12 protein-coding genes, 2 tRNA genes and 3 rRNA genes are annotated in these 24,720 nt (G+C 58.1%); 4 read left to right on the top strand and 13 right to left on the bottom strand.

Features of this window, described 5'->3' with window-relative positions:
• Window positions 1-3: 3 nt before the first annotated feature.
• The 12 genes from dgcN to aptA form a co-directional block, all read right to left on the bottom strand.
• The gene (gene dgcN, locus ACEN9A_RS02860) at window positions 4-1,272 is read right to left on the bottom strand and encodes a diguanylate cyclase DgcN/YfiN (RefSeq protein WP_258672305.1); all 1,269 of its coding nucleotides are present in this window, start codon (window positions 1,270-1,272) and stop codon (window positions 4-6) included.
• Complete coding sequence (gene yfiR / locus ACEN9A_RS02855; RefSeq protein WP_019651014.1) at window positions 1,269-1,844, bottom strand: regulatory sequestration protein YfiR; 576 nt, start codon at window positions 1,842-1,844, stop codon at window positions 1,269-1,271. Before yfiR ends, dgcN begins: the two co-directional genes overlap by 4 nt.
• Window positions 1,845-1,959: 115 nt before the next feature.
• Window positions 1,960-4,068: an exodeoxyribonuclease V subunit alpha gene (recD, locus tag ACEN9A_RS02850; protein WP_258672304.1), complete on the bottom strand. Its 2,109-nt coding sequence runs from the start codon at window positions 4,066-4,068 to the stop codon at window positions 1,960-1,962.
• Window positions 4,065-7,754: an exodeoxyribonuclease V subunit beta gene (recB, locus tag ACEN9A_RS02845; RefSeq protein ID WP_258672302.1), complete on the bottom strand. Its 3,690-nt coding sequence runs from the start codon at window positions 7,752-7,754 to the stop codon at window positions 4,065-4,067. Before recB ends, recD begins: the two co-directional genes overlap by 4 nt.
• Window positions 7,751-11,203, bottom strand: coding sequence for an exodeoxyribonuclease V subunit gamma (gene recC / locus ACEN9A_RS02840; RefSeq protein ID WP_258672301.1), 3,453 nt, complete (start codon window positions 11,201-11,203; stop codon window positions 7,751-7,753). The genes recB and recC overlap by 4 nt, the downstream gene beginning before the upstream one ends.
• 156 nt (window positions 11,204-11,359) lie before the next feature.
• Window positions 11,360-11,475: ribosomal RNA gene (rrf, locus tag ACEN9A_RS02835) — 5S ribosomal RNA — on the bottom strand.
• 149 nt (window positions 11,476-11,624) lie between these two features.
• Window positions 11,625-14,516, bottom strand: a 23S ribosomal RNA gene (locus ACEN9A_RS02830).
• A gap of 245 nt (window positions 14,517-14,761) precedes the next feature.
• Window positions 14,762-14,837: transfer RNA gene (locus tag ACEN9A_RS02825), tRNA-Ala, on the bottom strand.
• A 29-nt stretch (window positions 14,838-14,866) separates the two neighbouring features.
• Window positions 14,867-14,943: transfer RNA gene (locus ACEN9A_RS02820), tRNA-Ile, on the bottom strand.
• Window positions 14,944-15,025: 82 nt separating this feature from the next.
• A 16S ribosomal RNA gene (locus ACEN9A_RS02815) occupies window positions 15,026-16,564 on the bottom strand.
• Together the 16S, 23S and 5S rRNA genes with 2 tRNA genes alongside form the textbook arrangement of a ribosomal RNA operon.
• A 636-nt stretch (window positions 16,565-17,200) precedes the next feature.
• Window positions 17,201-18,694 (bottom strand): CoA-acylating methylmalonate-semialdehyde dehydrogenase, encoded by a 1,494-nt coding sequence (locus ACEN9A_RS02810; protein ID WP_019582319.1) that lies wholly within the window; start codon window positions 18,692-18,694, stop codon window positions 17,201-17,203.
• 63 nt (window positions 18,695-18,757) lie between these two features.
• Window positions 18,758-20,107, bottom strand: a complete 1,350-nt coding sequence (gene aptA / locus ACEN9A_RS02805; RefSeq protein ID WP_018928366.1) for an omega-aminotransferase AptA — start codon at window positions 20,105-20,107, stop codon at window positions 18,758-18,760.
• 140 nt (window positions 20,108-20,247) lie between these two features.
• Here aptA and ACEN9A_RS02800 point away from each other — a divergent pair, with 140 nt between their 5' ends.
• From ACEN9A_RS02800 to ACEN9A_RS02790, 3 genes are all read left to right on the top strand, one after another.
• Window positions 20,248-21,168 (top strand): LysR family transcriptional regulator, encoded by a 921-nt coding sequence (locus ACEN9A_RS02800; RefSeq protein WP_007940170.1) that lies wholly within the window; start codon window positions 20,248-20,250, stop codon window positions 21,166-21,168.
• 110 nt (window positions 21,169-21,278) lie between these two features.
• On the top strand, window positions 21,279-21,929 hold the full coding sequence (locus tag ACEN9A_RS02795; protein ID WP_007940169.1) for a TetR/AcrR family transcriptional regulator: 651 nt from the start codon (window positions 21,279-21,281) through the stop codon (window positions 21,927-21,929).
• Between the two features lie 7 nt (window positions 21,930-21,936).
• Window positions 21,937-22,518, top strand: a complete 582-nt coding sequence (locus ACEN9A_RS02790; RefSeq protein ID WP_258672300.1) for an IMPACT family protein — start codon at window positions 21,937-21,939, stop codon at window positions 22,516-22,518.
• 418 nt (window positions 22,519-22,936) lie between these two features.
• Here ACEN9A_RS02790 and ACEN9A_RS02785 read toward each other — a convergent pair whose 3' ends face one another.
• Window positions 22,937-23,113, bottom strand: coding sequence for a hypothetical protein (locus ACEN9A_RS02785; RefSeq protein WP_258672299.1), 177 nt, complete (start codon window positions 23,111-23,113; stop codon window positions 22,937-22,939).
• Window positions 23,114-23,143: 30 nt separating this feature from the next.
• On the opposite strand from ACEN9A_RS02785, the gene ACEN9A_RS02780 reads away from it, so the two are divergent.
• Entirely contained in the window at window positions 23,144-24,709 is a 1,566-nt protein-coding gene (locus ACEN9A_RS02780) for an ABC transporter ATP-binding protein (RefSeq protein ID WP_258672298.1), read from the top strand.
• Window positions 24,710-24,720 lie beyond the last annotated feature (11 nt).

Below are 24,720 nucleotides of genomic sequence, written 5' to 3'. Positions count from 1 at the left end.
AAATTAGCTCCTGGTTTGAACATCGGCGACAGAGTGCTCCGACCCTGCCGTGTGGTGAGCGCCTCGGGAAAGGCGTTTGGCCTGATACATCGCGGCATCTGCAGCATCGAGCAGCGCACCGGGCGTAAGCCCATGATCCGGGTACACGGCGATGCCGATGCTGAGTGAAGTCAACACCTGGGTACCGCCCGGCAACGGGATTGGCGCGTCCATACTGGCAATGATTTTGTCAGCAATCCGTTCGGCGTCTTCTATCTTGTGCAGCGGCGTCAACAGCACGGCAAACTCATCGCCGCCCAGACGCGCAACCAGATCCTCTTCACGCAACTGCGCACGAACCCGGGTCGCCACGGCGATGAGCACTGCATCACCGGCAGCGTGACCGAAGTTGTCGTTGATCTCCTTGAACCGGTCGCTGTCGAGAAACAGCACGGCCACTCCCTCATCCAGCTTGCCCGCATTGCGCAAGGCGCGCATCAGGCGGCCTTCGAAAAACGCCCGATTCGGCAACCCGGTAAGGCTGTCATGGCTGGCCTGGTGGGCCAGGGTTTCGTTTTCGCTTTGCAGATGGGTCTGCCAGGACTCGAGCTCGTCGAGCAAAGCATTGAAGTCGTTGCCCAGGTTGTCGAGTTCGGCAATGTCGGCGGGTGGTACGCGCCGGTCGAAGGCCCGTTCGCTACGGGCGGCGTGAGCCACGGCAGCCAGGCTGCGCAACGGGCCGGTGATCCCTCGCAATTGCCGACGCGCCAGATAAAGCGCTACCCAGGCACTGACAGCGGTACACAAGACGATTCCGACCAGACCGCTGAGCAAAAAGCGCATCAGGCTGCCGCCGTGACCGATGAGCAAGATGCTGCCGATTTCCCGACCTTGATGAGTGATCGGCATGCTGATGGGTTTTTCCAGAATCGTTCGGGCGATCTGCATTTCAAGATCGGAGAGCCACCCCGTTTCCGGTCGTTGCCAACGTGCGAGCAACTCGCCTTGCTCGTCCATCACTTGTGCATCAGCCACTTCTTCAGTGGACGCGATCAATGCCAGCGCTTCGGTGGCGGCGGCCTTGTCGTTGAACACCACCGCGGCTTCCACGGTGTAGTTGATCGAACGGGCAATCAGATGCAGGTTGTGATCGGCATAGACCCGCAAAGCCAGAACACCCAGCAGAGTCAATGAAACACTGGCCATGGCCACGCCCACCAGGGCGACGATCAAATGTCCACGGCCGATAACCGACCCCAGGGTCGGACGTATACGAGGTTTGAATAGACTCATGGCGCCGCCGGCTTGCGGCGCGACAGTTGCAGCACACTGGGGTGAATGCGTACACCGCTGCGAGCGACCGAGTCGAGGTTAACCTCGAAGGACACCTGTTCATCACCGACCCGCAGGCAGAACAGGCTGCCGACGGTGCACTGATCGCCGCCTTCGCTGATGCTCACCACCGGGCGTCCCATCAACGAGGCGAATAGCCGACTGCGTTCATCGCCTGTCAGCTTGCCGATGTACACCGCATCGCATTCACTGGCGATGGCCGGGTTATCGGCCAGCAACCGTCGTACAGTAACCGGTCGACCCGTGGCTTGTGTGGTGCCTTTGACCAGGTCGTCGGTGTATTCAGTGGGGCCGACCACGCACAGACGCAGTTGTTGAGGCTCAACAGGCCATCGGGCATAACTGAGGATCCCGAGTACCACCTGAGTGACCGACCTGGCACGTTGGTCGGCTTTGCTCACGATAGTTTCCGACTCAGCACAGGCAACGCCCGTCAACAAACAGAGGAGGCCGGCAAGCAGCACTTGTTTGCAGCCAACGACGCGCCCTGTCGCCCAGACAGCCAACTTCATGCAGGAATTCTCTACGATCGCAACAAAATGATGCCGCAACGATAGCACAGCACCGAAACACCAGCGAGGCGACGCACCGGCACATCGGACAGATTCCCGCGGCTGGCACCGCCCCTCAATGGCTCGGCCAGGCACCCTCTTCCAGCTCCAGCATTAACCCGCTCAAGCGCTTGACCTTGCGCCGCACGGCCTCTTCGAATACGCCGGCTCGAGGCTCAATCAGGGTGAACCAGTCTTTGGCCCGGGTTATCCCGGTATAGATCAGTTCCTTGGTAAGCACAGGATTCAAAGCATCCGGCAGAATCAACGCCGTATGGGCAAATTCCGAGCCTTGGGATTTGTGCACGGTCATGGCATACACCGTGTCGACATCGTTGAGTCGGCTTGGCAGGACAAAGCGCACACCGCCCTGCCCGTCATTACGCGGGAAGGCCACACGCAGCACGTGCCGTCCGGCCTCCGGGCCTTCACGCTCCGGCAGCTTGAGGGCAATGCCAATGTCTCCGTTCATCAAACCCAGGCCATAGTCGTTGCGGGTCATCAGCACGGGCCGACCTTCGTACCACTGATGGTCGCTGTCGATCAGCCGTGCCTTGAGCAGCGCATCGGTCACGCGCTGATTCAAACCTTCCACGCCCCAAGGCCCTTTGCGTACGGCACACAACAGCTGGAAAGCGTCAAAAGCCTGCAGCACCACGCGAGCCCAATCAGCCCAGCATGGATCGTCGAGCGGGCGGTCGAGCGCTGGTCGCTGACTGCGCAAAAGACTCAGGTAATGCCGATAACCTTGCGGCCCCCCGCCATGGCCTTCGAGCAGCAAGCGCTCCAGAGCACGGTCCTGCTCCCCCTTGAGGGGCAGGGAAAATACGTCGCCATGACTTGCAGCGGCCAATAACTTGCGCGCGTCCTCGGGATGCTGTTGGTTGACCCAACGGGCCAACTGACCAATGCCGCTACCCTCGCCGAAGCGCCGTGAGTGACGCAGCATCACGACTTGCTGGGCCAGTGGATGCGCACCGTGGGTGTCTTCCCGTAAACCGCTGGCATCGAGGCGTTCACCGCTGACCGCCTCCAGCCACTGGCGGGTCTGCGGGCTGTACCAACCGGCTTCGGCATCACGACACAGATCGCCCAAAACGGCACCAGCCTCTACCGACGCCAGTTGGTCCTTGTCACCGAGCAGCACCAGACGGGCATGTGGCGGCAACGCATCGAGCAGGTTGGCCATCATTTCCAGGTCGATCATCGAGGCTTCGTCCACCACCAATACATCCAGCGGCAAGCGATTACCCGCGTGGTGACGGAAATGCCGGGTACCGGGACGACTGCCGAGCAAACGGTGCACGGTGGTCACATCCGACGGGATCTTCTCGCGCACCGTTTCAGGCACTTTCAGGGTTTGAACCTGCTGGCTGATGGACTCGGTCAATCGTGCGGCAGCTTTGCCGGTGGGTGCCGCGAGACGAATACGCAGCGGTTTACCGGCCTCCACTGCGGGTGCCTGGAGCAATGCAAGCAAGCGCACAACCGTGGTGGTCTTGCCGGTTCCCGGGCCGCCGGTGACGATGCTGAATGCACTTCGGGTAGCCAGGGCACACGCGAGCTTCTGCCAGTCGATCACGTCATCAAGCCTGGCTGGACCGAACAGCCCGCTCAGGCGTTGGGGCAAATCACCCGGCGTTGCTTCGTGTGTCGCCAGACGCTGGCGCAGCGCGTGGTCGATGCGCCGTTCGTAAGCCCAGTAGCGGCGCAGGTACAGGCGCTTGCCCGACAGCACCAACGGCCGGTGTTGCGCAGCCTCACGCCCATCGACGGCCAGAGCCACCAGACGACTGGACGCCAGCACCTTGCACCAATGGGCGCCGTCCAGCGCCTCAAGCAATTGCGACGGCAGCAACATCGCACCGCTTTGCACATCGCCTTCCGGCGGCAGCGACAGGGCAAAGTCCGGCTCTTTCAGTGTTTCGAACAGATCCAGGCAGACATGACCGTGGCCCAGTTGGTGACTGATCAACGCGGCGGCCAGCAGCACCAGCGGATCATCGTCGGGAGCGAGCTCGTGGAGAAACACGACGAAGGCCTTGTCCAGCGCCCGCAGCCAGCCGCGTTCGACCCAGCGCGTGAGCAGCAGCAACAAGTCATCTGCGCGGCTCAACGGGGCCAGGTCCGCCAGACTTTCGGCCGCCAACGGCGTAGGCAGCAAATCGGCGAAAGTGCGACTCATAGCAATACTCCCTGTTCCCAGGCGGGTTCGGCCTTGGGCTCTGGCTTGCCCTGGAACAACCGGTCCAGGCGCTCGATCAGCTCCCGTGGCGGACGGGCAAAATACACACCCTGGCTGGCCGCTCGAGTACCGCGAAGAAATAGATACAACGCTCCACCGACATGTCGGTCGTAATCGTAATCGACCAGCCGAGCCTTAAGCTGGCGATGCAGGGCGAGCAGGTACAGTACGTATTGCAGGTCGTAACGGTTATCGAGAATCGACTGCTCCATGGCCTGCTCGGTATAGGCCGCGTCATCGACGCCCAGCCAGTTGGATTTGTAGTCAGCGACGTAGTAACGGCCTTCATGCTCGAACGTCAGGTCGATGAAGCCTTTGAACATGCCATTGAGCAGCACCGGTTCGGCGGCCACCCGGGCCACGCCGTGATGGGTGTATTGACGCACAAGCTCATCGAGCTTGAGTACATCGACTTTATGACTGGCGAACCAGAACTCCATCTCGACCCGGTATTGAGTCAGTTGCTCGAACACCACCGGCGCCTGCCCGCCACCGATGTGCAACGGGGATTTGAGCAAGTGCTGCAGCCAGCCGCTCAATGTGGTGATCCAGCCTTCCCAGCCACGGCGGTTGCAGCGACGGGCGATCGCGTCTTCCACGGTTTGCGGTGCAGCGGCAAATCCTTCGTCACCGGCCCATTCGAGCAATCCATGAAGAAAAGTGCCGGGGTTCGGCCCACGAGGGAATCGATGGATATCAGCGCCGCCAGCGGCGACTTCTCGTGGCGCTTCGGGATCAAGACGTTCGTCATCAAACAGCTTTTGTGCTTGCGCGCTCTCCGGTGCTTCGTCACTGCCCACGCTCAAACTGTCACCAATGCGTAAGGCACTGTAAGAGGCGATCCACCAGTTTTCGCTGGCCTTGCGCCTGGGTATCAGCGGGGCAAGCAAGGTCGCTTCATTGCGTGGCGGGTGGTAATGCTCGGCGGTCGCGTCAGGCATTTCACCGTAGCTCAGCGCCGCGCAGTCTTGCTGCAGGTCTTCCAGCCAACGACGCAGCCCTGCCGACTCAGCCAATGGCGCACCACCGCTCAGCAGATAGCCCAACGCCGAAAGGTGCAGGACCGAGCCATTGTTATTACCGCGTTTGAGATCAGTCACACCCAGCCAGCAGGCATGTTGTGCCCGGGTCAGGGCCACATAGAGCAGTCGAAGGTCTTCGGCCAAACGCTCATCATCAGCGAGGGCGATCAACTCGGCCGTCGGCTTCAAGCTCACCTGCGCCTTACCCGCGGCATCGTGGTAGTGCAGCGGCAGACGACTGCCATCCACCGGTTTTGCCGAGCAGATGAACGGCAGAAACACCAACGGATATTCAAGCCCTTTGGACTTGTGGATGGTCACGACCTTGACCAGTTGCTCGTCGCTTTCCAGGCGCAGGATCTGTTCTTCGCCAGCCTGACCAGACAACGCCAGATGCTCGGACAAATGACGGATCAGTGCTTGCTCGCCATCGAGTTCGGCGGCGGCCTGCTGCAGCAACTCGGACAAATGCAGCAGGTTGGTCAATATCCGTTCACCATCGCTGCGCGCGATCAACGCCTGGGGCAGCTGAAAATCATGTAGCAATCGCCGCAACATGGGCAGCACGCCCTGCTTGCGCCAGAGCTCGCGATAACCGCGGAACTGCATGACCCGTGCTTCCCAGGCCAGTTCGTCCTGATTCAGTCGCTCCAGTTCAGCCAGTGAAAGGTTCAGCGTGATGCAGGCCAGCGCGGCACGCAGGGGACGTTCGACATCCGGTTCGGCACAGGCCTTGAGCCACGTCAGCAGATCATGGGCCTCCTGCGCGGCGAATACCGAGTCCTTGTCTGACAGGTAAACACTGCGCACACCGCGAGCGGAAAGTTCGCCGCGCACGGCCTGGGCCTCTTTGCCGTCGCGCACCAGAATCGCGATATCCGCCGGCAGCAGGCCTTTGAGATCCTTACCATCCTGGATGAAGCCCGCACGGCCTTGCTGACCGCCATTGAGCAGCGCAGTAATTTCACTGGCGCAGGCGGCGGCCAATTGTTGTCGATACACCACGCCGGACAGTGGCTGGTCAGAGGACAAATGCCAGATGTTCAGGGCAGGCACAACCTGACCCTTAATGTGCAGGACTTCTTTGCGCCCTTGGGACTCCACGGGCAGAAACGGTACCGGGTTCTCGCCACTCCTCTCACGGAACAGGAACGCGCCGCGCCCCTGCTCACGAGATTCGGCGCGCTCGAACACATGGTTCACCGCGTTGACCATGCCATGACTGGAACGGAAATTTGTACCCAGGGTATGCAGGCGGCCGGTGGTGGCTTGCCGGGCGCGCAGATAGGTATAGATATCGGCACCGCGAAAGGCATAGATCGCCTGCTTCGGGTCGCCGATCAGGAACAGGCCGGATTCAGGGTTGTTGTCTTCGATGCGATAAATGCTCTCGAAGATTCGGTACTGCACCGGGTCGGTGTCCTGAAACTCGTCGATCAGCGCAACCGGGAACTGCTCGCGGATCAAGGTCGCCAGACGCTCACCGCCATCGGACTGCAACGCCGCATCGAGACGCAGCAGCATGTCATCGAAACCCATTTCCGCGCGACGACGCTTTTCTTCCTCGAACCGAGCACCGACCCAGTGGGCGGCATGTTGCAGCACGGCGGCGTCGGGGGTCGGCAAGCCATCGAGACTGGCCTTGAGGCCGGGCATCGCATCGAGACCGGGATGACGGGGAGCGTCACCTTTCCAGGCTTCAGCCATGCCATCGGGAGTCAGGCGAGTGAAGCCGGTGCCAATGTCCAGTTGCTCCAGAGATTCGTCTTCGGCCCAGGCCCGGAGCTTTTCGAACCAGGGTTCGAAATAGCGCGCCTGCATCTTGCGACCATCGACGCTTTTGCTCGCGACGCCCTGATGACAGATGGCAAGCAGCTCATCGGCCCATTGGCGCCAGGGCATCTTGAGCTCGAGCAACGCGGCCCGTCGTTCCTCCAGGCACTCGGCGATCAACTCGGCAGGTTCTTTACCTTCAACGCTGTCACGCTCGCTGGCGAACAACCCACGCACTCGCGGCAACAACGCTGCCGGCCCCCCCCAGTTGCCGCGAACCCAATTCAGCGCATCGCCTTGCATCGGATAGCAGAACAGTCGCCAGTAGTCGCGCAGGACTTCGCCAAGCAAATCACTGTGATCGGTTTCCAGGGTCTGGGTGAACAGGCTGCCACTGTCGAATGCATGTTCGCGCAGCATGCGCTGGCACCAACTGTGGATGGTCGATACCGCCGCTTCATCCATCCACTGGGCGGCAATGTCCAGACGGTTTGCACAACCAGGCCACTGTTCAGGGAGGTATTGCTCACGCAACTCGGCGATGAGGCCATCCGGCGCCGGTGTCTCATCGCGGAAAAACCGCGCAGCTTCAGCCAGCCGTGTGCGAATACGTTCGCGTAGTTCTTTGGTTGCGGCATCGGTGAAGGTCACCACGAGGATTTGCGGCGGCAGCAATTCACGGCCAAAACCACTCGACTCGTCGCCATGACCAAGGACCAGGCGCAAGTACAGCGCAGAAATGGTGAAGGTCTTGCCCGTCCCGGCGCTGGCTTCGATCAGTTGGCTTCCACGCAGGGGGAATGCCAGGGCCAGCGGTGTTTTCGTGGTCATGAGCGCGCCTCCTCGCTGGTCAATGAACGCCAGGGAGCCTCAAGCAGCGGCCGATACAAAGCGTCGCACCAATCGGGGAAGGTCTCGTCGGCAATCAAAACATCGTAGTCGGCGTATTGCCGAGCGAGTGCCGGGCTTTCGCGGCGCTCACCATCAGTGGTCTGGCCATCGCCTTCATAGGCCTTGCGGGCGGCGGCGTCAGCCTTGACCGGATCGGTTTGAGCCAGCCAGGCGAAGGCTGTTTTTACGGCAATCGGCAACGGCTGGCGCATGCCCGTTTGCCAGGCCAGCAACAGATTACCCAAGGCATCAAGTGCTGCATCCTTCGCCAAGGGAGCCAGTAACAGACTGTCGTCACTGGCCACCAACGCGGTGGTCATCGGCATCCCGCTGGCACAGGCAACCAGGTGATTGATCCATGGTCGTGTCAGACGATGCCATTTGCGGGTCTTGAGCGAGCCGATGCTGTTGGGAATCGTGGTGACCGATAGCAAACCACCGTCCGCACGTTGATGCAGGCCACTGAGCCAGCCCTCCAGGCGCAGCCCATGCAGTTCCAGACTCACGGGCAACGCGCTGGCAAGTGGGGAAGGCCATAACGCCAGGAGCTGTCGATAGCGCTGCAACAGATCCGGCAACGGCTCGATCAACTCTCGCTGCAGACATTCGCCGAAACCGGCCATGGGCAAGAGCCCGCTGTTCTGCAGACGTTTCGCCTGTGCTTCCAGTACCTGATCGATTTGGTCCAATTGCCCGAGCGCTGCTTCGAGCAAGCTGTCGCTGAGGCTATAGCGTTGCAGCGCGTCGAGTACAAATGGCTCTTCATCCGCCAGAGGCGCTTCGGCAGCCTCGAAGAACACTTTGAGTCGCTGACTGAAGAAATGCCGTACCGGATTGCGCAGAAAATCCAGCAACTGACCCAGGCTCAGCGGCTCGTCCTGAATATAGGGCTCAAGAACCTCGATGGCAGGCGTCAAACCGCTGGACTGATGAAGTACCTGCCACTCGCTGGCGTAGCTGAACAAATCATCGCCTTCATGGAAGTAGCGTGCACTGAAGGGTTGCAGCGGATGTTCCTGAGTCATGGACTCAAGCAGATCAGCCTTGTCATCATGCAATCGCCAACCGCTGGCGAGATGATCACGTAGCTGTCCTATCAATACCGAAGCCGGGCGCTCACTGTTGTCCCGAATACTGCGGCCGACCCAGCTGATATAGAGTTGGTCCCGCGCCGACAACAAGGCTTCCAGCAACAGATAGCGATCATCTTCACGCCGGGAACGATCGCCGGGCCGGTAGTCGCTGCCCATCAGGTCGAAGTCCAGTGGCGGCTGCGCGCGAGGGTAATCGCCGTCATTCATGCCCAGCAGGCAGACCAGTTTGAACGGGATCGCTCGCATGGGCATCAAGGTACAGAAATTGACGGCACCGGCGAGAAAGCGCTGAGACAAGCGACCTTGGTCGAGGCCAGCCAGCCAGGCTTCACGGACTACGGTCAGCGGTAACTCGTCCTGCAAGCCTACCGACTCGCAGGTCTCAAGCCAGGTCTCACGCAGCTCTTCGAGCTGGGCCAATAAATAGTCGTCATGCTCATTACTGGCCTGGAAAAACAACTGCACCAGTGCTTGCAAGCGGATGCCCCAGAGTTTGGGCGACGCAGGTTGGGTGAGCTCCTGGTGGGCAATCTCCAGTGCATCCAGCAGTGCGACCAAAGGACCTATGAGCGCAGCATCCAGGCCACCGATCTCGTCGTAGGGTTCAATACCCTCGCAGGCACTGGCGCTGCCCACGGCATAACCAAGCAACATCCGTCGCAAGCCGAAACGCCAACTGTTTTGCTCCAGTTCTTCCGGCAGGCCCAGACCCGCACGCTGCTCGGCATTCATCCCCCAACGGATACCTGCGCCTTCGATCCAGCGGTGCAAGGTCGGCAGGTCACGTTCCTCTACGCCAAAGCGAGCGCGTAATGCCGGAACGTCCAGCAGATCGAGAATCTCACTGACGGGGAAACGACTGTCGGGCAGCTTGAGCAGATGCTCGACAGCGATCAGTAGCGGGTCCCTGCCGCGCTGGCCTTGATCCGCGAGCGTAAAGGGAATGAAGCGTGGATCGTGGCGATCAAGCTGACCAAAGACAGCGCGGATGTGGGGGGCGTAACTGTCGATGTCTGGAACCATCACGATCACGTCGCGAGGCCTTAAGTCTGGATCAGCACTGAATCGTGCGAGCAGCTGATCGTGGAGAATCTCCACTTCGCGTTGAGCACTATGGGCGATGTGAAAACGGATCGATTCGTCCTTTGTCAGATCGACTGCAGGCCAACTCTCGCGAGTTTCGCTCAGGGGGCGCAATTCCAGGATGTCGTCCTGCAACTGATTGAGCATGCTCTGAGGCTGGTTATCGCTGAAAAGGTCGATGCGCCCATCGCGAAATGCCGAGCGATAGCTGTTGGGATCGTCGTAACTGTCGAGCAGATTGATGTAGTCCCGCCCCTGCTTGCCCCACGCCGCCAATAGCGGGTGGGCATGCTGATGGAGCGTTTGCGGATCAAGCACAACCGGCATGCCGCGCTTGCGAGCCTGGCGCTTGTATTGATGCCGCAACAGGTCTTTATCGGCGACGATGTCCGCCCAATGGTGGCGACATGGGTTGTGTACGCACAGCAAGACCTGACTGAATCGAGCCAGCCCGGCAAGCGCTTCCAAGGCTTGAGCTGGCAGTGAAGAAATCCCGAAAACAATCACCCTGGACGGCAACCCACTGGGCGCCCTGTCGAGACTATTGATACGCTCGATAAAGCGTTGGTGGACACCCGCGCGGCTTTGCGCCATGCCTTGTGCACCGACATCCAGCAACAGCGCACGCCACAGCTCTGCTTGCCAGCAGTTGGCCGGAGTCAGAGCTTTGGCTTCGCCTCTACCATTTCGTAATTGGTGACGGCCTTCTGCCCAGTCTTCGAGCCAGTCCGCCCTGTACACCTGATATTGGTCGAATAGATCCGCCAGTCGCTCCGCCAATTGATAGCGTTTGCGTAAGTCGGTGTCATTCGTAAGGAAGCGCTGCAGGGGTTCGAAGTGCGGTTGGTTGATCAACTGTGGCAGCAGACGCATCAGGCGCCAGGTCAGAGGGGCTTTATCGAGCAGGGACTTGGCCGGGATTTCGTCACGTCCCAGCACCATGCGATAGAGCTGCCACATGAAGCTGCCTGGCAACTGCACATCGATGGCGGCAGCGATTCCGCAGCCGCCCATGTCGTCATCTTCAGGGTCTTCGGCCAGTGCCAGCTTCAGCCATTGGGCGATGCCGTTGCTCTGCACCAGGGCGATTTCATTTTCCAAGGGAGCCAGCGGGTAGCGCCGCATCCAACTGACCACCAGGCTGCGCAGCTCGTCCAGGCGGTTGCCGTGAACCACCATAAAACCAGCACTGAGGGACGTAGCGTCCGGCATAAAGGCTTCCTTGGGAAAATACAAAAGCTAGGGCCGAACCTTAGCACTGTCGGCAGACCGTGACAGCCGGGACCGTTCCGATGTTGCTGTACGAACTTTCCTGCGGACAAAACAAAACCCCTACCTGCATACGCAGATAGGGGTTTCGGAATTTAATCTTGACGATGACCTACTCTCACATGGGGAAACCCCACACTACCATCGGCGATGCATCGTTTCACTTCTGAGTTCGGGATGGGATCAGGTGGTTCCAATGCTCTATGGTCGTCAAGAAATTCGGGTACCGAACCGTCTTTCGACGCTTCAGCAAATTGGGTATGCGATAGTTTGTGCGGCTTTTGTGAATGGTTGCGAACTTTCGGTTCATTGCGTCTTCACACACCGCAATCTGGCTCTTAAGCGCAAATTGCTTGGGTGTTATATGGTCAAGCCTCACGGGCAATTAGTATTGGTTAGCTCAACGCCTCACAGCGCTTACACACCCAACCTATCAACGTCGTAGTCTTCGACGGCCCTTCAGGGGACTCAAGGTCCCAGTGAGATCTCATCTTGAGGCTAGTTTCCCGCTTAGATGCTTTCAGCGGTTATCTATTCCGAACATAGCTACCCGGCAATGCCACTGGCGTGACAACCGGAACACCAGAGGTTCGTCCACTCCGGTCCTCTCGTACTAGGAGCAGCCCCTCTCAAATCTCAAACGTCCACGGCAGATAGGGACCGAACTGTCTCACGACGTTCTAAACCCAGCTCGCGTACCACTTTAAATGGCGAACAGCCATACCCTTGGGACCGGCTTCAGCCCCAGGATGTGATGAGCCGACATCGAGGTGCCAAACACCGCCGTCGATATGAACTCTTGGGCGGTATCAGCCTGTTATCCCCGGAGTACCTTTTATCCGTTGAGCGATGGCCCTTCCATACAGAACCACCGGATCACTAAGACCTACTTTCGTACCTGCTCGACGTGTCTGTCTCGCAGTCAAGCGCGCTTTTGCCTTTATACTCTACGACCGATTTCCGACCGGTCTGAGCGCACCTTCGTACTCCTCCGTTACTCTTTAGGAGGAGACCGCCCCAGTCAAACTACCCACCATACACTGTCCTCGATCCGGATAACGGACCTGAGTTAGAACCTCAAAGTTGCCAGGGTGGTATTTCAAGGATGGCTCCACGCGAACTGGCGTCCACGCTTCAAAGCCTCCCACCTATCCTACACAAGCAAATTCAAAGTCCAGTGCAAAGCTATAGTAAAGGTTCACGGGGTCTTTCCGTCTAGCCGCGGATACACTGCATCTTCACAGCGATTTCAATTTCACTGAGTCTCGGGTGGAGACAGCGCCGCCATCGTTACGCCATTCGTGCAGGTCGGAACTTACCCGACAAGGAATTTCGCTACCTTAGGACCGTTATAGTTACGGCCGCCGTTTACCGGGGCTTCGATCAAGAGCTTCGCGTTAGCTAACCCCATCAATTAACCTTCCGGCACCGGGCAGGCGTCACACCCTATACGTCCACTTTCGTGTTTGCAGAGTGCTGTGTTTTTAATAAACAGTCGCAGCGGCCTGGTATCTTCGACCGGCGTGGGCTTACGCAGCAAGTGCTTCACCCTCACCGGCGCACCTTCTCCCGAAGTTACGGTGCCATTTTGCCTAGTTCCTTCACCCGAGTTCTCTCAAGCGCCTTGGTATTCTCTACCCAACCACCTGTGTCGGTTTGGGGTACGGTTCCTGGTTACCTGAAGCTTAGAAGCTTTTCTTGGAAGCATGGCATCAACCACTTCGTGTTCTAAAAGAACACTCGTCATCAGCTCTCGGCCTTGGAATCCCGGATTTACCTAAGATTCCAGCCTACCACCTTAAACTTGGACAACCAACGCCAAGCTGGCCTAGCCTTCTCCGTCCCTCCATCGCAATAACCAGAAGTACAGGAATATTAACCTGTTTTCCATCGACTACGCTTTTCAGCCTCGCCTTAGGGACCGACTAACCCTGCGTCGATTAACGTTGCGCAGGAAACCTTGGTCTTTCGGCGTGGGTGTTTTTCACACCCATTGTCGTTACTCATGTCAGCATTCGCACTTCTGATACCTCCAGCAAGCTTCTCAACTCACCTTCACAGGCTTACAGAACGCTCCTCTACCGCATCACCTAAGTGATACCCGTAGCTTCGGTGTATGGTTTGAGCCCCGTTACATCTTCCGCGCAGGCCGACTCGACTAGTGAGCTATTACGCTTTCTTTAAAGGGTGGCTGCTTCTAAGCCAACCTCCTAGCTGTCTAAGCCTTCCCACATCGTTTCCCACTTAACCATAACTTTGGGACCTTAGCTGACGGTCTGGGTTGTTTCCCTTTTCACGACGGACGTTAGCACCCGCCGTGTGTCTCCCATGCTCGGCACTTGTAGGTATTCGGAGTTTGCATCGGTTTGGTAAGTCGGGATGACCCCCTAGCCGAAACAGTGCTCTACCCCCTACAGTGATACATGAGGCGCTACCTAAATAGCTTTCGAGGAGAACCAGCTATCTCCGAGCTTGATTAGCCTTTCACTCCGATCCACAGGTCATCCGCTAACTTTTCAACGGTAGTCGGTTCGGTCCTCCAGTCAGTGTTACCTAACCTTCAACCTGCCCATGGATAGATCGCCCGGTTTCGGGTCTATTCCCAGCGACTAGACGCCCTATTAAGACTCGCTTTCGCTACGCCTCCCCTATTCGGTTAAGCTCGCCACTGAAAATAAGTCGCTGACCCATTATACAAAAGGTACGCAGTCACCCAACAAAGTGGGCTCCCACTGCTTGTACGCATACGGTTTCAGGATCTATTTCACTCCCCTCTCCGGGGTTCTTTTCGCCTTTCCCTCACGGTACTAGTTCACTATCGGTCAGTCAGTAGTATTTAGCCTTGGAGGATGGTCCCCCCATATTCAGACAAAGTTTCTCGTGCTCCGTCCTACTCGATTTCATGACTAAGAGATTTTCGCGTACAGGGCTATCACCCACTATGGCCGCACTTTCCAGAGCGTTCCGCTAATCTCAAAGCCACTTAAGGGCTAGTCCCCGTTCGCTCGCCACTACTAAGGGAATCTCGGTTGATTTCTTTTCCTCAGGGTACTTAGATGTTTCAGTTCCCCTGGTTCGCCTCTTGCACCTATGTATTCAGTACAAGATAACCATCTTATGATGGCTGGGTTCCCCCATTCAGACATCTCCGGATCAAAGTCTGTTTGCCGACTCCCCGAAGCTTTTCGCAGGCTACCACGTCTTTCATCGCCTCTGACTGCCAAGGCATCCACCGTATGCGCTTCTTCACTTGACCATATAACCCCAAGCAATCTGGTTATACTGTGAAGACGACATTCGCCGAAAATTCGCACTTGCTCAAAGAGCAACTCACAAATTTTACCTTAGCCTGATCCGTTACCAGTGAAAGTAACGTTCAGTCTATCTTTCTATCACATACCCAAATTTTTAAAGAACGATCTAGCCAAAGACTAGAAATCAACATTCACCATCATCACGATGGAATGCTCATTTCTAAGCTTTCAACAACAGAAGCAGTAGTGGTGGAGCCAAACGGGATCGAACCGTTGACCTCCTGCGTGCAAGGCAGGCGCTCTCCCAGCTGAGCTATGGCCCCGTATTTCTACAGGTATTCCCACACAAAATTGGTGGGTCTGGGCAGATTCGAACTGCCGACCTCACCCTTATCAGGGGTGCGCTCTAACCAACTGAGCTACAGACCCAATTTCGGGCTGCTTCGTATCGTCTTCTTCAATGAATCAAGCAATTCGTGTGGGAACTTATGGAGCAGCTGATGTCGTCGATTAAGGAGGTGATCCAGCCGCAGGTTCCCCTACGGCTACCTTGTTACGACTTCACCCCAGTCATGAATCACACCGTGGTAACCGTCCCCCCGAAGGTTAGACTAGCTACTTCTGGTGCAACCCACTCCCATGGTGTGACGGGCGGTGTGTACAAGGCCCGGGAACGTATTCACCGCGACATTCTGATTCGCGATTACTAGCGATTCCGACTTCACGCAGTCGAGTTGCAGACTGCGATCCGGACTACGATCGGTTTTGTGGGATTAGCTCCACCTCGCGGCTTGGCAACCCTCTGTACCGACCATTGTAGCACGTGTGTAGCCCAGGCCGTAAGGGCCATGATGACTTGACGTCATCCCCACCTTCCTCCGGTTTGTCACCGGCAGTCTCCTTAGAGTGCCCACCATTACGTGCTGGTAACTAAGGACAAGGGTTGCGCTCGTTACGGGACTTAACCCAACATCTCACGACACGAGCTGACGACAGCCATGCAGCACCTGTCTCAATGTTCCCGAAGGCACCAATCCATCTCTGGAAAGTTCATTGGATGTCAAGGCCTGGTAAGGTTCTTCGCGTTGCTTCGAATTAAACCACATGCTCCACCGCTTGTGCGGGCCCCCGTCAATTCATTTGAGTTTTAACCTTGCGGCCGTACTCCCCAGGCGGTCAACTTAATGCGTTAGCTGCGCCACTAAGAGCTCAAGGCTCCCAACGGCTAGTTGACATCGTTTACGGCGTGGACTACCAGGGTATCTAATCCTGTTTGCTCCCCACGCTTTCGCACCTCAGTGTCAGTATCAGTCCAGGTGGTCGCCTTCGCCACTGGTGTTCCTTCCTATATCTACGCATTTCACCGCTACACAGGAAATTCCACCACCCTCTACCATACTCTAGCTCGACAGTTTTGAATGCAGTTCCCAGGTTGAGCCCGGGGATTTCACATCCAACTTAACGAACCACCTACGCGCGCTTTACGCCCAGTAATTCCGATTAACGCTTGCACCCTCTGTATTACCGCGGCTGCTGGCACAGAGTTAGCCGGTGCTTATTCTGTCGGTAACGTCAAAACAATTACGTATTAGGCAACTGCCCTTCCTCCCAACTTAAAGTGCTTTACAATCCGAAGACCTTCTTCACACACGCGGCATGGCTGGATCAGGCTTTCGCCCATTGTCCAATATTCCCCACTGCTGCCTCCCGTAGGAGTCTGGACCGTGTCTCAGTTCCAGTGTGACTGATCATCCTCTCAGACCAGTTACGGATCGTCGCCTTGGTGAGCCATTACCTCACCAACTAGCTAATCCGACCTAGGCTCATCTGATAGCGCAAGGCCCGAAGGTCCCCTGCTTTCTCCCGTAGGACGTATGCGGTATTAGCGTTCGTTTCCGAACGTTATCCCCCACTACCAGGCAGATTCCTAGGCATTACTCACCCGTCCGCCGCTCGCCACCAGGTACAAGTACCCGTGCTGCCGCTCGACTTGCATGTGTTAGGCCTGCCGCCAGCGTTCAATCTGAGCCATGATCAAACTCTTCAGTTCAAACATCTTTGGGTTTTTAAGAAACCCTAAACTTGGCTCAGCAATCGTTGGTTACATCTTTGATTTCTCGCGGAGTAACTTGTGATGCTGATAATCTTGTTGACTATCAGTCTGACTCCACAAGCACCCACACGAATTGCTTGATTCAGTTGTTAAAGAGCGGTTGGTTAAGATCTTTCGTCTCAACCGAGGCGCGCATTCTACAGCAGCCTCTGTTGCTGTCAAGCGGTTATTTTCAGAAGTTTTCAAAGTTTCCCGTAAGAAACATCAGCAACTTCAACCACTTGCGCTTCCGATCTCTCGTTAGCGGGAGGCGAATTCTACAGCGTTAGTCGCTGCTGTCAACACCTCTTTTTCTCCGCTTTCGACCGAGAGGATCGAACCGTCAATAAGGCGACAACACCCTGCCTTACCAACTCCTTCTGGCTTCGATGAACTGAAGCGTAACCGCTGCCGAAAACTGCGTAACTCGTTGTTTACCAAGGAGTTTTACGTTTCGACTGCGCCGGAAGTGGGGCGAATTATAGACGTCCAGGATCTGCCGTCAACCTCTAATTTCACATTTCTGTCATATCGGTCAAAACAGCCCGAAAACACAAAGGCCGACCTCAAGAGGTCGGCCTTCTGCCCTTCTACTTACAAGCTAGGGAATGCGAATTGCGAAGCTTCATGGCTTGCCCGTTGCGGCCAGCGCTGGGTAATAGCCTTGCGACGCGTATAGAACCGCACGCCATCCGGGCCATAAGCATGCAGATCGCCGAACAGCGAACGCTTCCAGCCGCCAAAGCTGTGATACGCCACTGGCACCGGCAACGGTACGTTGACGCCGACCATACCCACTTCGATCTCATCGCAGAACAACCGCGCCGCTTCCCCATCACGGGTAAAGATGCAGGTGCCATTGCCATACTCGTGATCATTGATCAGTTGCATCGCCTCTTCCAGGCTGTTGACCCGGACGACGCACAGCACCGGCCCGAAGATCTCTTCTTTATAGATGCGCATCTCTGGCGTGACGTTATCGAACAGGCAGCCACCCAGGAAGAAGCCGTCCTCATGACCGGCCACGCTCAGACCACGACCGTCCACCACCAGCTTCGCACCGGCGGCTACGCCGTCTTCAACATAACCGCTGACCTTGTCCCGCGCCTGACCGGTGACCAGAGGCCCCATGTCCAGGCCACAAGTTGTACCAGCGCCGATTTTCAGTGCCTTGATCTGCGGTGTCAGTTTGGCCACCAACGCATCCGCCACCTGGTCACCGACACACACGGCCACCGAAATCGCCATGCAGCGCTCACCGCACGAACCGTAAGCGGCGCCCATCAACGCGCTGACCGCGTTATCCAGATCCGCATCCGGCATCAATACCGCATGGTTCTTCGCCCCGCCCAGCGCCTGGACGCGTTTGCCGCGCTTGGTGCCTTCGGCGTAGATGTATTCGGCAATCGGCGTCGAACCGACGAAGCTCAACGCTTTGACTTCCGGCGCTTCAATCAGTGCGTCCACTGCGGCCTTGTCGCCATGCACCACACTCAGCACGCCTTTCGGCAGGCCGGCTTCCAGTAACAATTGAGCGATCAGCAGCGTGGAGCTTGGATCGCGCTCGGACGGCTTGAGGATAAAGCAGTTGCCACAGACGATCGCCAACGGATACATCCACAGCGGCACCATGGCCGGGAAGTTGAACGGGGTAATGCCGGCCACTACGCCCAATGGCTGGAAATCCGACCAGGCATCGATGTTCGGCCCGACATTACGGCTGTACTCACCCTTGAGGATTTCTGGTGCCGCGCACGCGAACTCGACGTTCTCGATCCCGCGCTTCAATTCACCGGCAGCATCTTCCAGGGTCTTGCCGTGTTCTTCGCTGATCAGTTGTGCGATGCGGGATTCGTTCTGTTCCAGCAGTTGCTTGAAACGGAACATCACCTGAGCGCGCTTGGCCGCTGGCGTATTGCGCCAGGCCGGGAACGCAGCCTTGGCAGAGTCGATGGCTTTCTGAATGGTTTCGCGGCTGGCCAACGGCAGCTTGTGGATAACCTGGCCGGTGGACGGGTTGAACACATCGGCCGTGCGACCGTCTTCGGTCACCAGTTCGCCATTGATCAAATGCGGGATGAGGCTCATGCGGGGCTCCTGAAATTGTCCACAGGCGTCCTTTGAAAGGACGCCTTTATATAGAAGAGGGAATCAGTCGATCTTGTTCAGCACTTCGCCGACTGCATCGAACAGACGATCAAGGTCCTGCGGCTTGCTGTTGAAGGTTGGGCCGAACTGCAGGGTGTCGCCGCCGAAGCGCACGTAGAACCCGGCTTTCCACAGCGCCATGCCAGCTTCGAACGGACGCACGATGGCATCGCCGTCGCGAGGTGCAATCTGGATCGCACCGGCCAACCCGTAGTTGCGAATGTCGATGACGTTCTTGCTGCCCTTCACACCGTGCAGTGCGTTTTCGAAATGCGGTGCGACTTCGGCCACGCTCTGCACCAGGTTTTCCTTTTGCAGCAGGTCGAGTGCCGCCAGGCCTGCGGCGCAAGCCACCGGGTGCGCGGAATAGGTGTAGCCGTGCGGGAATTCCACCGCGTACTCAGGCGTCGCCTGGTTCATGAAGGTCTGGTAGATCTCGGAGCTGGCAATCACCGCGCCCATCGGGATCGCGCCGTTGGTGACTTGCTTGGCAATACACATCAGGTCCGGAGTGACACCAAAGCTGTCGGCACCGAACATCGAACCGGTACGACCGAAACCGGTGATCACTTCGTCGAACACCAGCAGGATGTTGTGCTGATCGCAGATCTCGCGCAGACGTTTGAGGTAACCCTGCGGCGGAACCAGCACGCCAGCGGAGCCGGCCAATGGCTCGACGAATACCGCTGCGATGTTCGAGGCATCGTGCAGTTCGATCAACTTGAGCAATTCATCCGCCAGCGCGATACCACCCTGCTCCGGCATGCCACGAGTGAAAGCATTGCTCGCCAACAAGGTGTGCGGCAGATGATCGACATCCATCATCGCCTGACCGAACAGTTTGCGGTTGCCATTCACGCCGCCGAGGCTGGTGCCGGCGATGTTCACGCCGTGATAACCACGAGCGCGGCCGATCATCTTGGTCTTGGTCGCCTGGCCTTTCAGGCGCCAGTAGGCACGCACCATTTTCACCGCGGTATCTGCACATTCGGAACCCGAATCGGTGAAGAACACGTGATTCAGATTGCCCGGGGTCAGGTCGGTGATTTTCTCGGCCAACTGGAACGACAGCGGGTGACCGTACTGGAAGCCCGGCGAGTAATCGAGAGTGCCCAATTGCTTGGCCACCGCCTCCTGGATTTCCTTGCGGGTGTGCCCGGCGCCGCAGGTCCACAGGCCCGAGAGCGAATCGTAGACCTTGCGGCCCTTGTCGTCTGTCAGCCAACTGCCCTCGGCCGCCACGATCAGGCGCGGGTCACGCTGGAAATTGCGGTTCGCGGTGTAGGGCATCCAGTGAGCGTCAAGCTTGAGCTGGCTGGCCAGGGAAGTCGGGGCGTTTTCAGGCACGTTCATGGGCAAAACCTCGCAGAGCAAATAAGCGGCGTGGAGATCAAAAGCGTTCTTGCAGCTAAATTGCCACGGGGATAAAGTCGGTGAAATCCAACTTTTCTAACCTTCAGTCAGTCATAGACTAAACTTTGAGCAAATAAAGCATGAGTACCCGTCGCCCCGATCCGCTGGCGCAAGTCAGTGACTTTGATATCCGCCTGCTACGGATTTTTCGTAGCGTGGTGGAGTGTGGCGGCTTCTCCGCGGCGGAATCGGTGCTGGGTATCGGTCGCTCGGCCATCAGCCAGCAAATGAGCGATCTGGAGCAACGCCTGGGGCTGCGCCTGTGCCAGCGAGGTCGCGCGGGGTTTTCCCTGACCGAAGAAGGCCGTGAGGTCTACCAATCTGCGTTGCAGCTATTAAGTGCGCTGGAAAGTTTCCGCACCGAGGTCAACGGCCTGCACCAACACTTGCGCGGCGAATTAACCATCGGCCTGACCGACAACCTGGTCACCCTGCCCCACATGCGCATCACCCACGCCCTGGCCCAACTGAAGGAACGCGGCCCCGACGTGCAGATCCAGATCCGCATGATCGCGCCCAATGAAGTCGAACAGGGCGTGCTCGACGGTCGCTTGCATGTTGGCGTGGTGCCGCAAGCCAGCGCGTTGTCGGGGCTGGAGTATCAGCCGCTCTACAGCGAACGCTCGCTGCTGTATTGCGCGGTCGGCCATCCGCTGTTCTATGTCGACGACAAACAACTGGACGATGAGCGCCTCAACAGCCAGGACGCCATCGCCCCGACCTTCCGTTTGCCCGCCGAGATTCAGGCCCATTACCAGGCGCTCAATTGCACCGCCAGTGCGTCGGATCGCGAGGGCATGGCCTTTCTGATCCTGACCGGGCGCTACATTGGTTACCTGCCGGATCACTACGCCAGCCTCTGGGTGCAGCAAGGCCGTTTGCGTGCACTGAAACCCAAGGCACGTTTTTATGACCTGAGCCTGGCATCGGTTACACGCAAGGGCCGTCGCCCGCATCTGGTTCTGGAGAGTTTTTTGGAAAGTCTGGCGGCGACTCGCTGAAAGCTTGCGGGAGCGGTGCCCAAGGTTTTATCGCCATAGGACTTGTCTGAGGCCCGTGGGTGCGTTATCAACGCATCTGGTTGCACCCATCTACCTGTTCGGAAGTGCCTATGACCTTTGAAGTCCCAGCCCACGGCGGCAAACCCGCCAGCCGCATTCGTCAGAAGAACGAAGAGACCATCATCAAAGCCGCCGAAGACGAGTTCGCCCGTCACGGGTTCAAAGGCACCAGCATGAACACCATTGCGCAGAAAGCCGGGTTGCCCAAAGCGAATCTGCATTACTACTTCACCAACAAACTCGGTTTGTACGTGGCAGTGCTGAGTAACATCCTCGAGTTGTGGGACAGCACCTTCAATACCCTGACCGTCGAGGACGATCCGGCAGAAGCATTGACGCGATACATTCGCGCAAAAATGGAATTCTCCCGGCGCCAGCCACAAGCTTCGCGAGTCTTCGCGATGGAGGTCATCAGCGGCGGTGATTGCCTGACTGAGCATTTCAACCAGGACTACCGCACCTGGTTTCAGGGGCGGGCCGCGGTGTTCCAGGCGTGGATCGACGCCGGCAAAATGGACCCGATCGACCCGGTGCACCTGATTTTCCTGCTGTGGGGCAGCACCCAGCATTACGCCGACTTTGCCACGCAGATCTGCCGTGTCACCGGGCGCACCAAGTTGACCAAGCAAGACATGGAAGACGCCGGCAGCAACCTGATTCGCATCATTCTCAAAGGCTGCGGCCTGACGCCGGCTATTTAAGACACCCATGCCTTTTACCCTCAGCGGTTTTTGCGAATACCGCGAAGAGATTCGCAAAAGCCGCTTCATCGCCCTCGCCGCGCCAATCACCAGCGCAGCCGATGCCCAGGCGTTCATCGAGCAACACAGTGATTTGAACGCCTCGCACAATTGCTGGGCCTGGAAGCTCGGCGATCAATACCGCAGCAGTGACGATGGCGAACCCGGAGGCACCGCCGGCCGGCCGATCCTTGCGGCGATTGAAGCGCAGGATTGCGATCAGGTCGCGGTCGTGGTGATCCGCTGGTATGGCGGCATCCAGCTGGGCACCGGCGGCCTCGCCCGAGCGTATGGCGGCAGTGCCAACAAATGCCTGCAAGGGGCACCGAAAGTCGAGTTGATCAGTCGGGTGCCGGTCCGTTGTGCCTGTGCATTTGGCGAGTTGGCGCTAGTGAAACTTCGGGTGGCGGAGCTGGGTGGTTTGGTGGTGGAGGAAACCTTCACGGCCAATGGTGTGGAACTGCAATTGGCGATTGGCGACGGGCAGATCGATACCCTGCAAACGCAGCTGGCGGATTTGAGTCGCGGGCGTATTTTGTTGCAGCGTTGAAGATCAAAAGATCGCAGCCTTCGGCAGCTCCTACGCCGACCGTGTCCCCCCGTAATACCGGATAAACGCAAATCTCGTAGGAGCTGCCGAAGGCTGCGATCTTTTGGGGCACCCGGATTTTCTTTGCTCTCGACACTTGCCCACATCTGCTGTGCACCCGGCTGTGGATAACCTGAGCACATTCTGCTGTAACCCTTCTGTCATGCGGCTTTGCGGGCTTTGCTCATTTTTCGTCCAACTCGCCATCCGCGACGTTTATTCCATGTAAAAACAATCAGTTAGAGTGGTTTATCGCCATTAGAAGAAAGCCCCTCAGTGCTTATGCCTATGCGCTCGGCTTGCGCACAGATACTGTGGAACAAGCTGTGGATAACCCGTTCATGGCTGGCGCAGCCCCATGCCTGACAATGCCTGCAGCCTATTGCTCGTTTTTTGACCAATTGATCGCGCGCAAAACCGGAGCCTGATCAAAAACCTTGCCCTCAAGTGGTGCCTCTCCAGGAGTTGGAATAGGTCGAGGCAGCGTCCGCAACGCCTGTGCCAACAGGCTTTTGTTGATTTCCTGACTCAATGGCCAGGAAATTGCTTTATCCACAGGCATATCTTTTTGCGACCCGAGCCTGTCATGTCCAACCCTACGCCTCCCCCCGATCAAACACCCCGCCTGCAATTGCGCAGAATCAGCAAACGTTACCCCGGTTGCCTGGCCAACGATGCCATCGACTTGAGCATTGCGCCCGGTGAAATCCACGCCCTGCTCGGCGAAAACGGTGCGGGCAAAAGTACCCTGATGAAGATCATCTACGGCGTCACACACGCAGACTCAGGGGAGATGATCTGGCAGGGCCAGCGCGTGAGCATGCGCAATCCGGCCCAGGCCCGCGGCCTCGGGATCGGCATGGTGTTCCAGCATTTTTCGCTGTTCGAAACCCTGAGCGTGGCGCAGAACATCGCCTTGGCGATGGGCGCTGCGGCCGGTACGCCGAAGCAGCTTGAACCGAAAATTCGCGAGGTGTCCCAACGCTATGGCATGGCCCTGGAACCGGAGCGACTGGTCCACAGTCTGTCCATCGGCGAGCGTCAGCGGGTGGAAATCATTCGCTGCCTGATGCAGGACATCCGCCTGCTGATTCTCGATGAACCGACGTCGGTACTGACCCCGCAAGAGGCCGACGAATTGTTCATCACGTTGCGTCGACTGGCCGCCGAGGGCTGCAGCATTCTGTTCATCAGCCACAAGCTCGGCGAAGTGCGCGCGCTGTGCCACAGCGCCACGGTGTTGCGCGGCGGACGAGTGGCCGGGCATTGCGTGCCGGCCGAGTGTTCGGACCGGCAACTGGCGCAGTTGATGGTCGGTGAAGCCGCTGAGCTGATTACTGACTATCCGAAGGTCAGGGGGGCTGACGCGTTTCTGAACGTGACTGGATTGTCCTGGCACAACCCGGACCCGTTCGGCTGCTCGCTCAAGGACATTGATCTCGAGGTTCGCAGCGGCGAAATCGTCGGTGTCGCCGGGGTGGCCGGCAATGGCCAGGATGAGTTGCTGGCCTTGCTGAGTGGGGAAGAACAACTTCCGGAAAATGACGGGGCGAAGATCAGTTTCGGCGGGCAACCGGTAGCGCACCTGAGACCGGATGCACGACGCAAATTGGGCCTGGCCTTCGTCCCCGCCGAGCGTCTGGGCCATGGCGCAGTGCCGGAACTGAGTCTGGCGGATAACGCCCTGCTCACCGCCTTTCAACAGGGGCTGGTCAGCAACGGGCTGATCCAGCGCGGCAAGGTCGAGGCACTGGCCGAAGAGATCATCCGCCGCTTCGGGGTCAAGACACCCGATGCCCAGGCACCGGCTCGCAGCCTGTCCGGCGGCAACTTGCAGAAATTCATCCTCGGCCGGGAAATCCTTCAGCAACCCCGGCTGTTGGTGGCCGCGCACCCGACCTGGGGCGTGGATGTCGGCGCCGCCGCGACCATTCACCGAGCGCTGATTGCCTTGCGCGACGCTGGCGCGGCGATCCTGGTGATCTCCGAAGACCTCGACGAACTGTTCCAGATCAGCGATCGCCTCGGCGCCCTGTGCGGCGGCCGGCTGTCGGCACTGCAAGCCACCGTCGACACCCGCCTGATCGATGTCGGTGGCTGGATGGCCGGCCAGTTCGATGCACCTCAATCACCTGCACCCGTAACGCTTTAACGGAGTTTCAC

This window comes from Pseudomonas sp. Pseusp18, from assembly GCF_059506005.1.
Note: the sequence above shows the minus strand (reverse complement) of the source record. Positions and strands in the feature narration are given on the sequence as shown.

Coding starts and splice junctions, on each gene's coding strand:
- dgcN (WP_258672305.1), bottom strand. CDS start 1,272: ATGAGTCTATTCAAACCTCGTATACGTCCGACCCTGGGGTCGGTTATC.
- yfiR (WP_019651014.1), bottom strand. CDS start 1,844: ATGAAGTTGGCTGTCTGGGCGACAGGGCGCGTCGTTGGCTGCAAACAA.
- recD (WP_258672304.1), bottom strand. CDS start 4,068: ATGAGTCGCACTTTCGCCGATTTGCTGCCTACGCCGTTGGCGGCCGAA.
- recB (WP_258672302.1), bottom strand. CDS start 7,754: ATGACCACGAAAACACCGCTGGCCCTGGCATTCCCCCTGCGTGGAAGC.
- recC (WP_258672301.1), bottom strand. CDS start 11,203: ATGCCGGACGCTACGTCCCTCAGTGCTGGTTTTATGGTGGTTCACGGC.
- ACEN9A_RS02810 (WP_019582319.1), bottom strand. CDS start 18,694: ATGAGCCTCATCCCGCATTTGATCAATGGCGAACTGGTGACCGAAGAC.
- aptA (WP_018928366.1), bottom strand. CDS start 20,107: ATGAACGTGCCTGAAAACGCCCCGACTTCCCTGGCCAGCCAGCTCAAG.
- ACEN9A_RS02800 (WP_007940170.1), top strand. CDS start 20,248: ATGAGTACCCGTCGCCCCGATCCGCTGGCGCAAGTCAGTGACTTTGAT.
- ACEN9A_RS02795 (WP_007940169.1), top strand. CDS start 21,279: ATGACCTTTGAAGTCCCAGCCCACGGCGGCAAACCCGCCAGCCGCATT.
- ACEN9A_RS02790 (WP_258672300.1), top strand. CDS start 21,937: ATGCCTTTTACCCTCAGCGGTTTTTGCGAATACCGCGAAGAGATTCGC.
- ACEN9A_RS02780 (WP_258672298.1), top strand. CDS start 23,144: ATGTCCAACCCTACGCCTCCCCCCGATCAAACACCCCGCCTGCAATTG.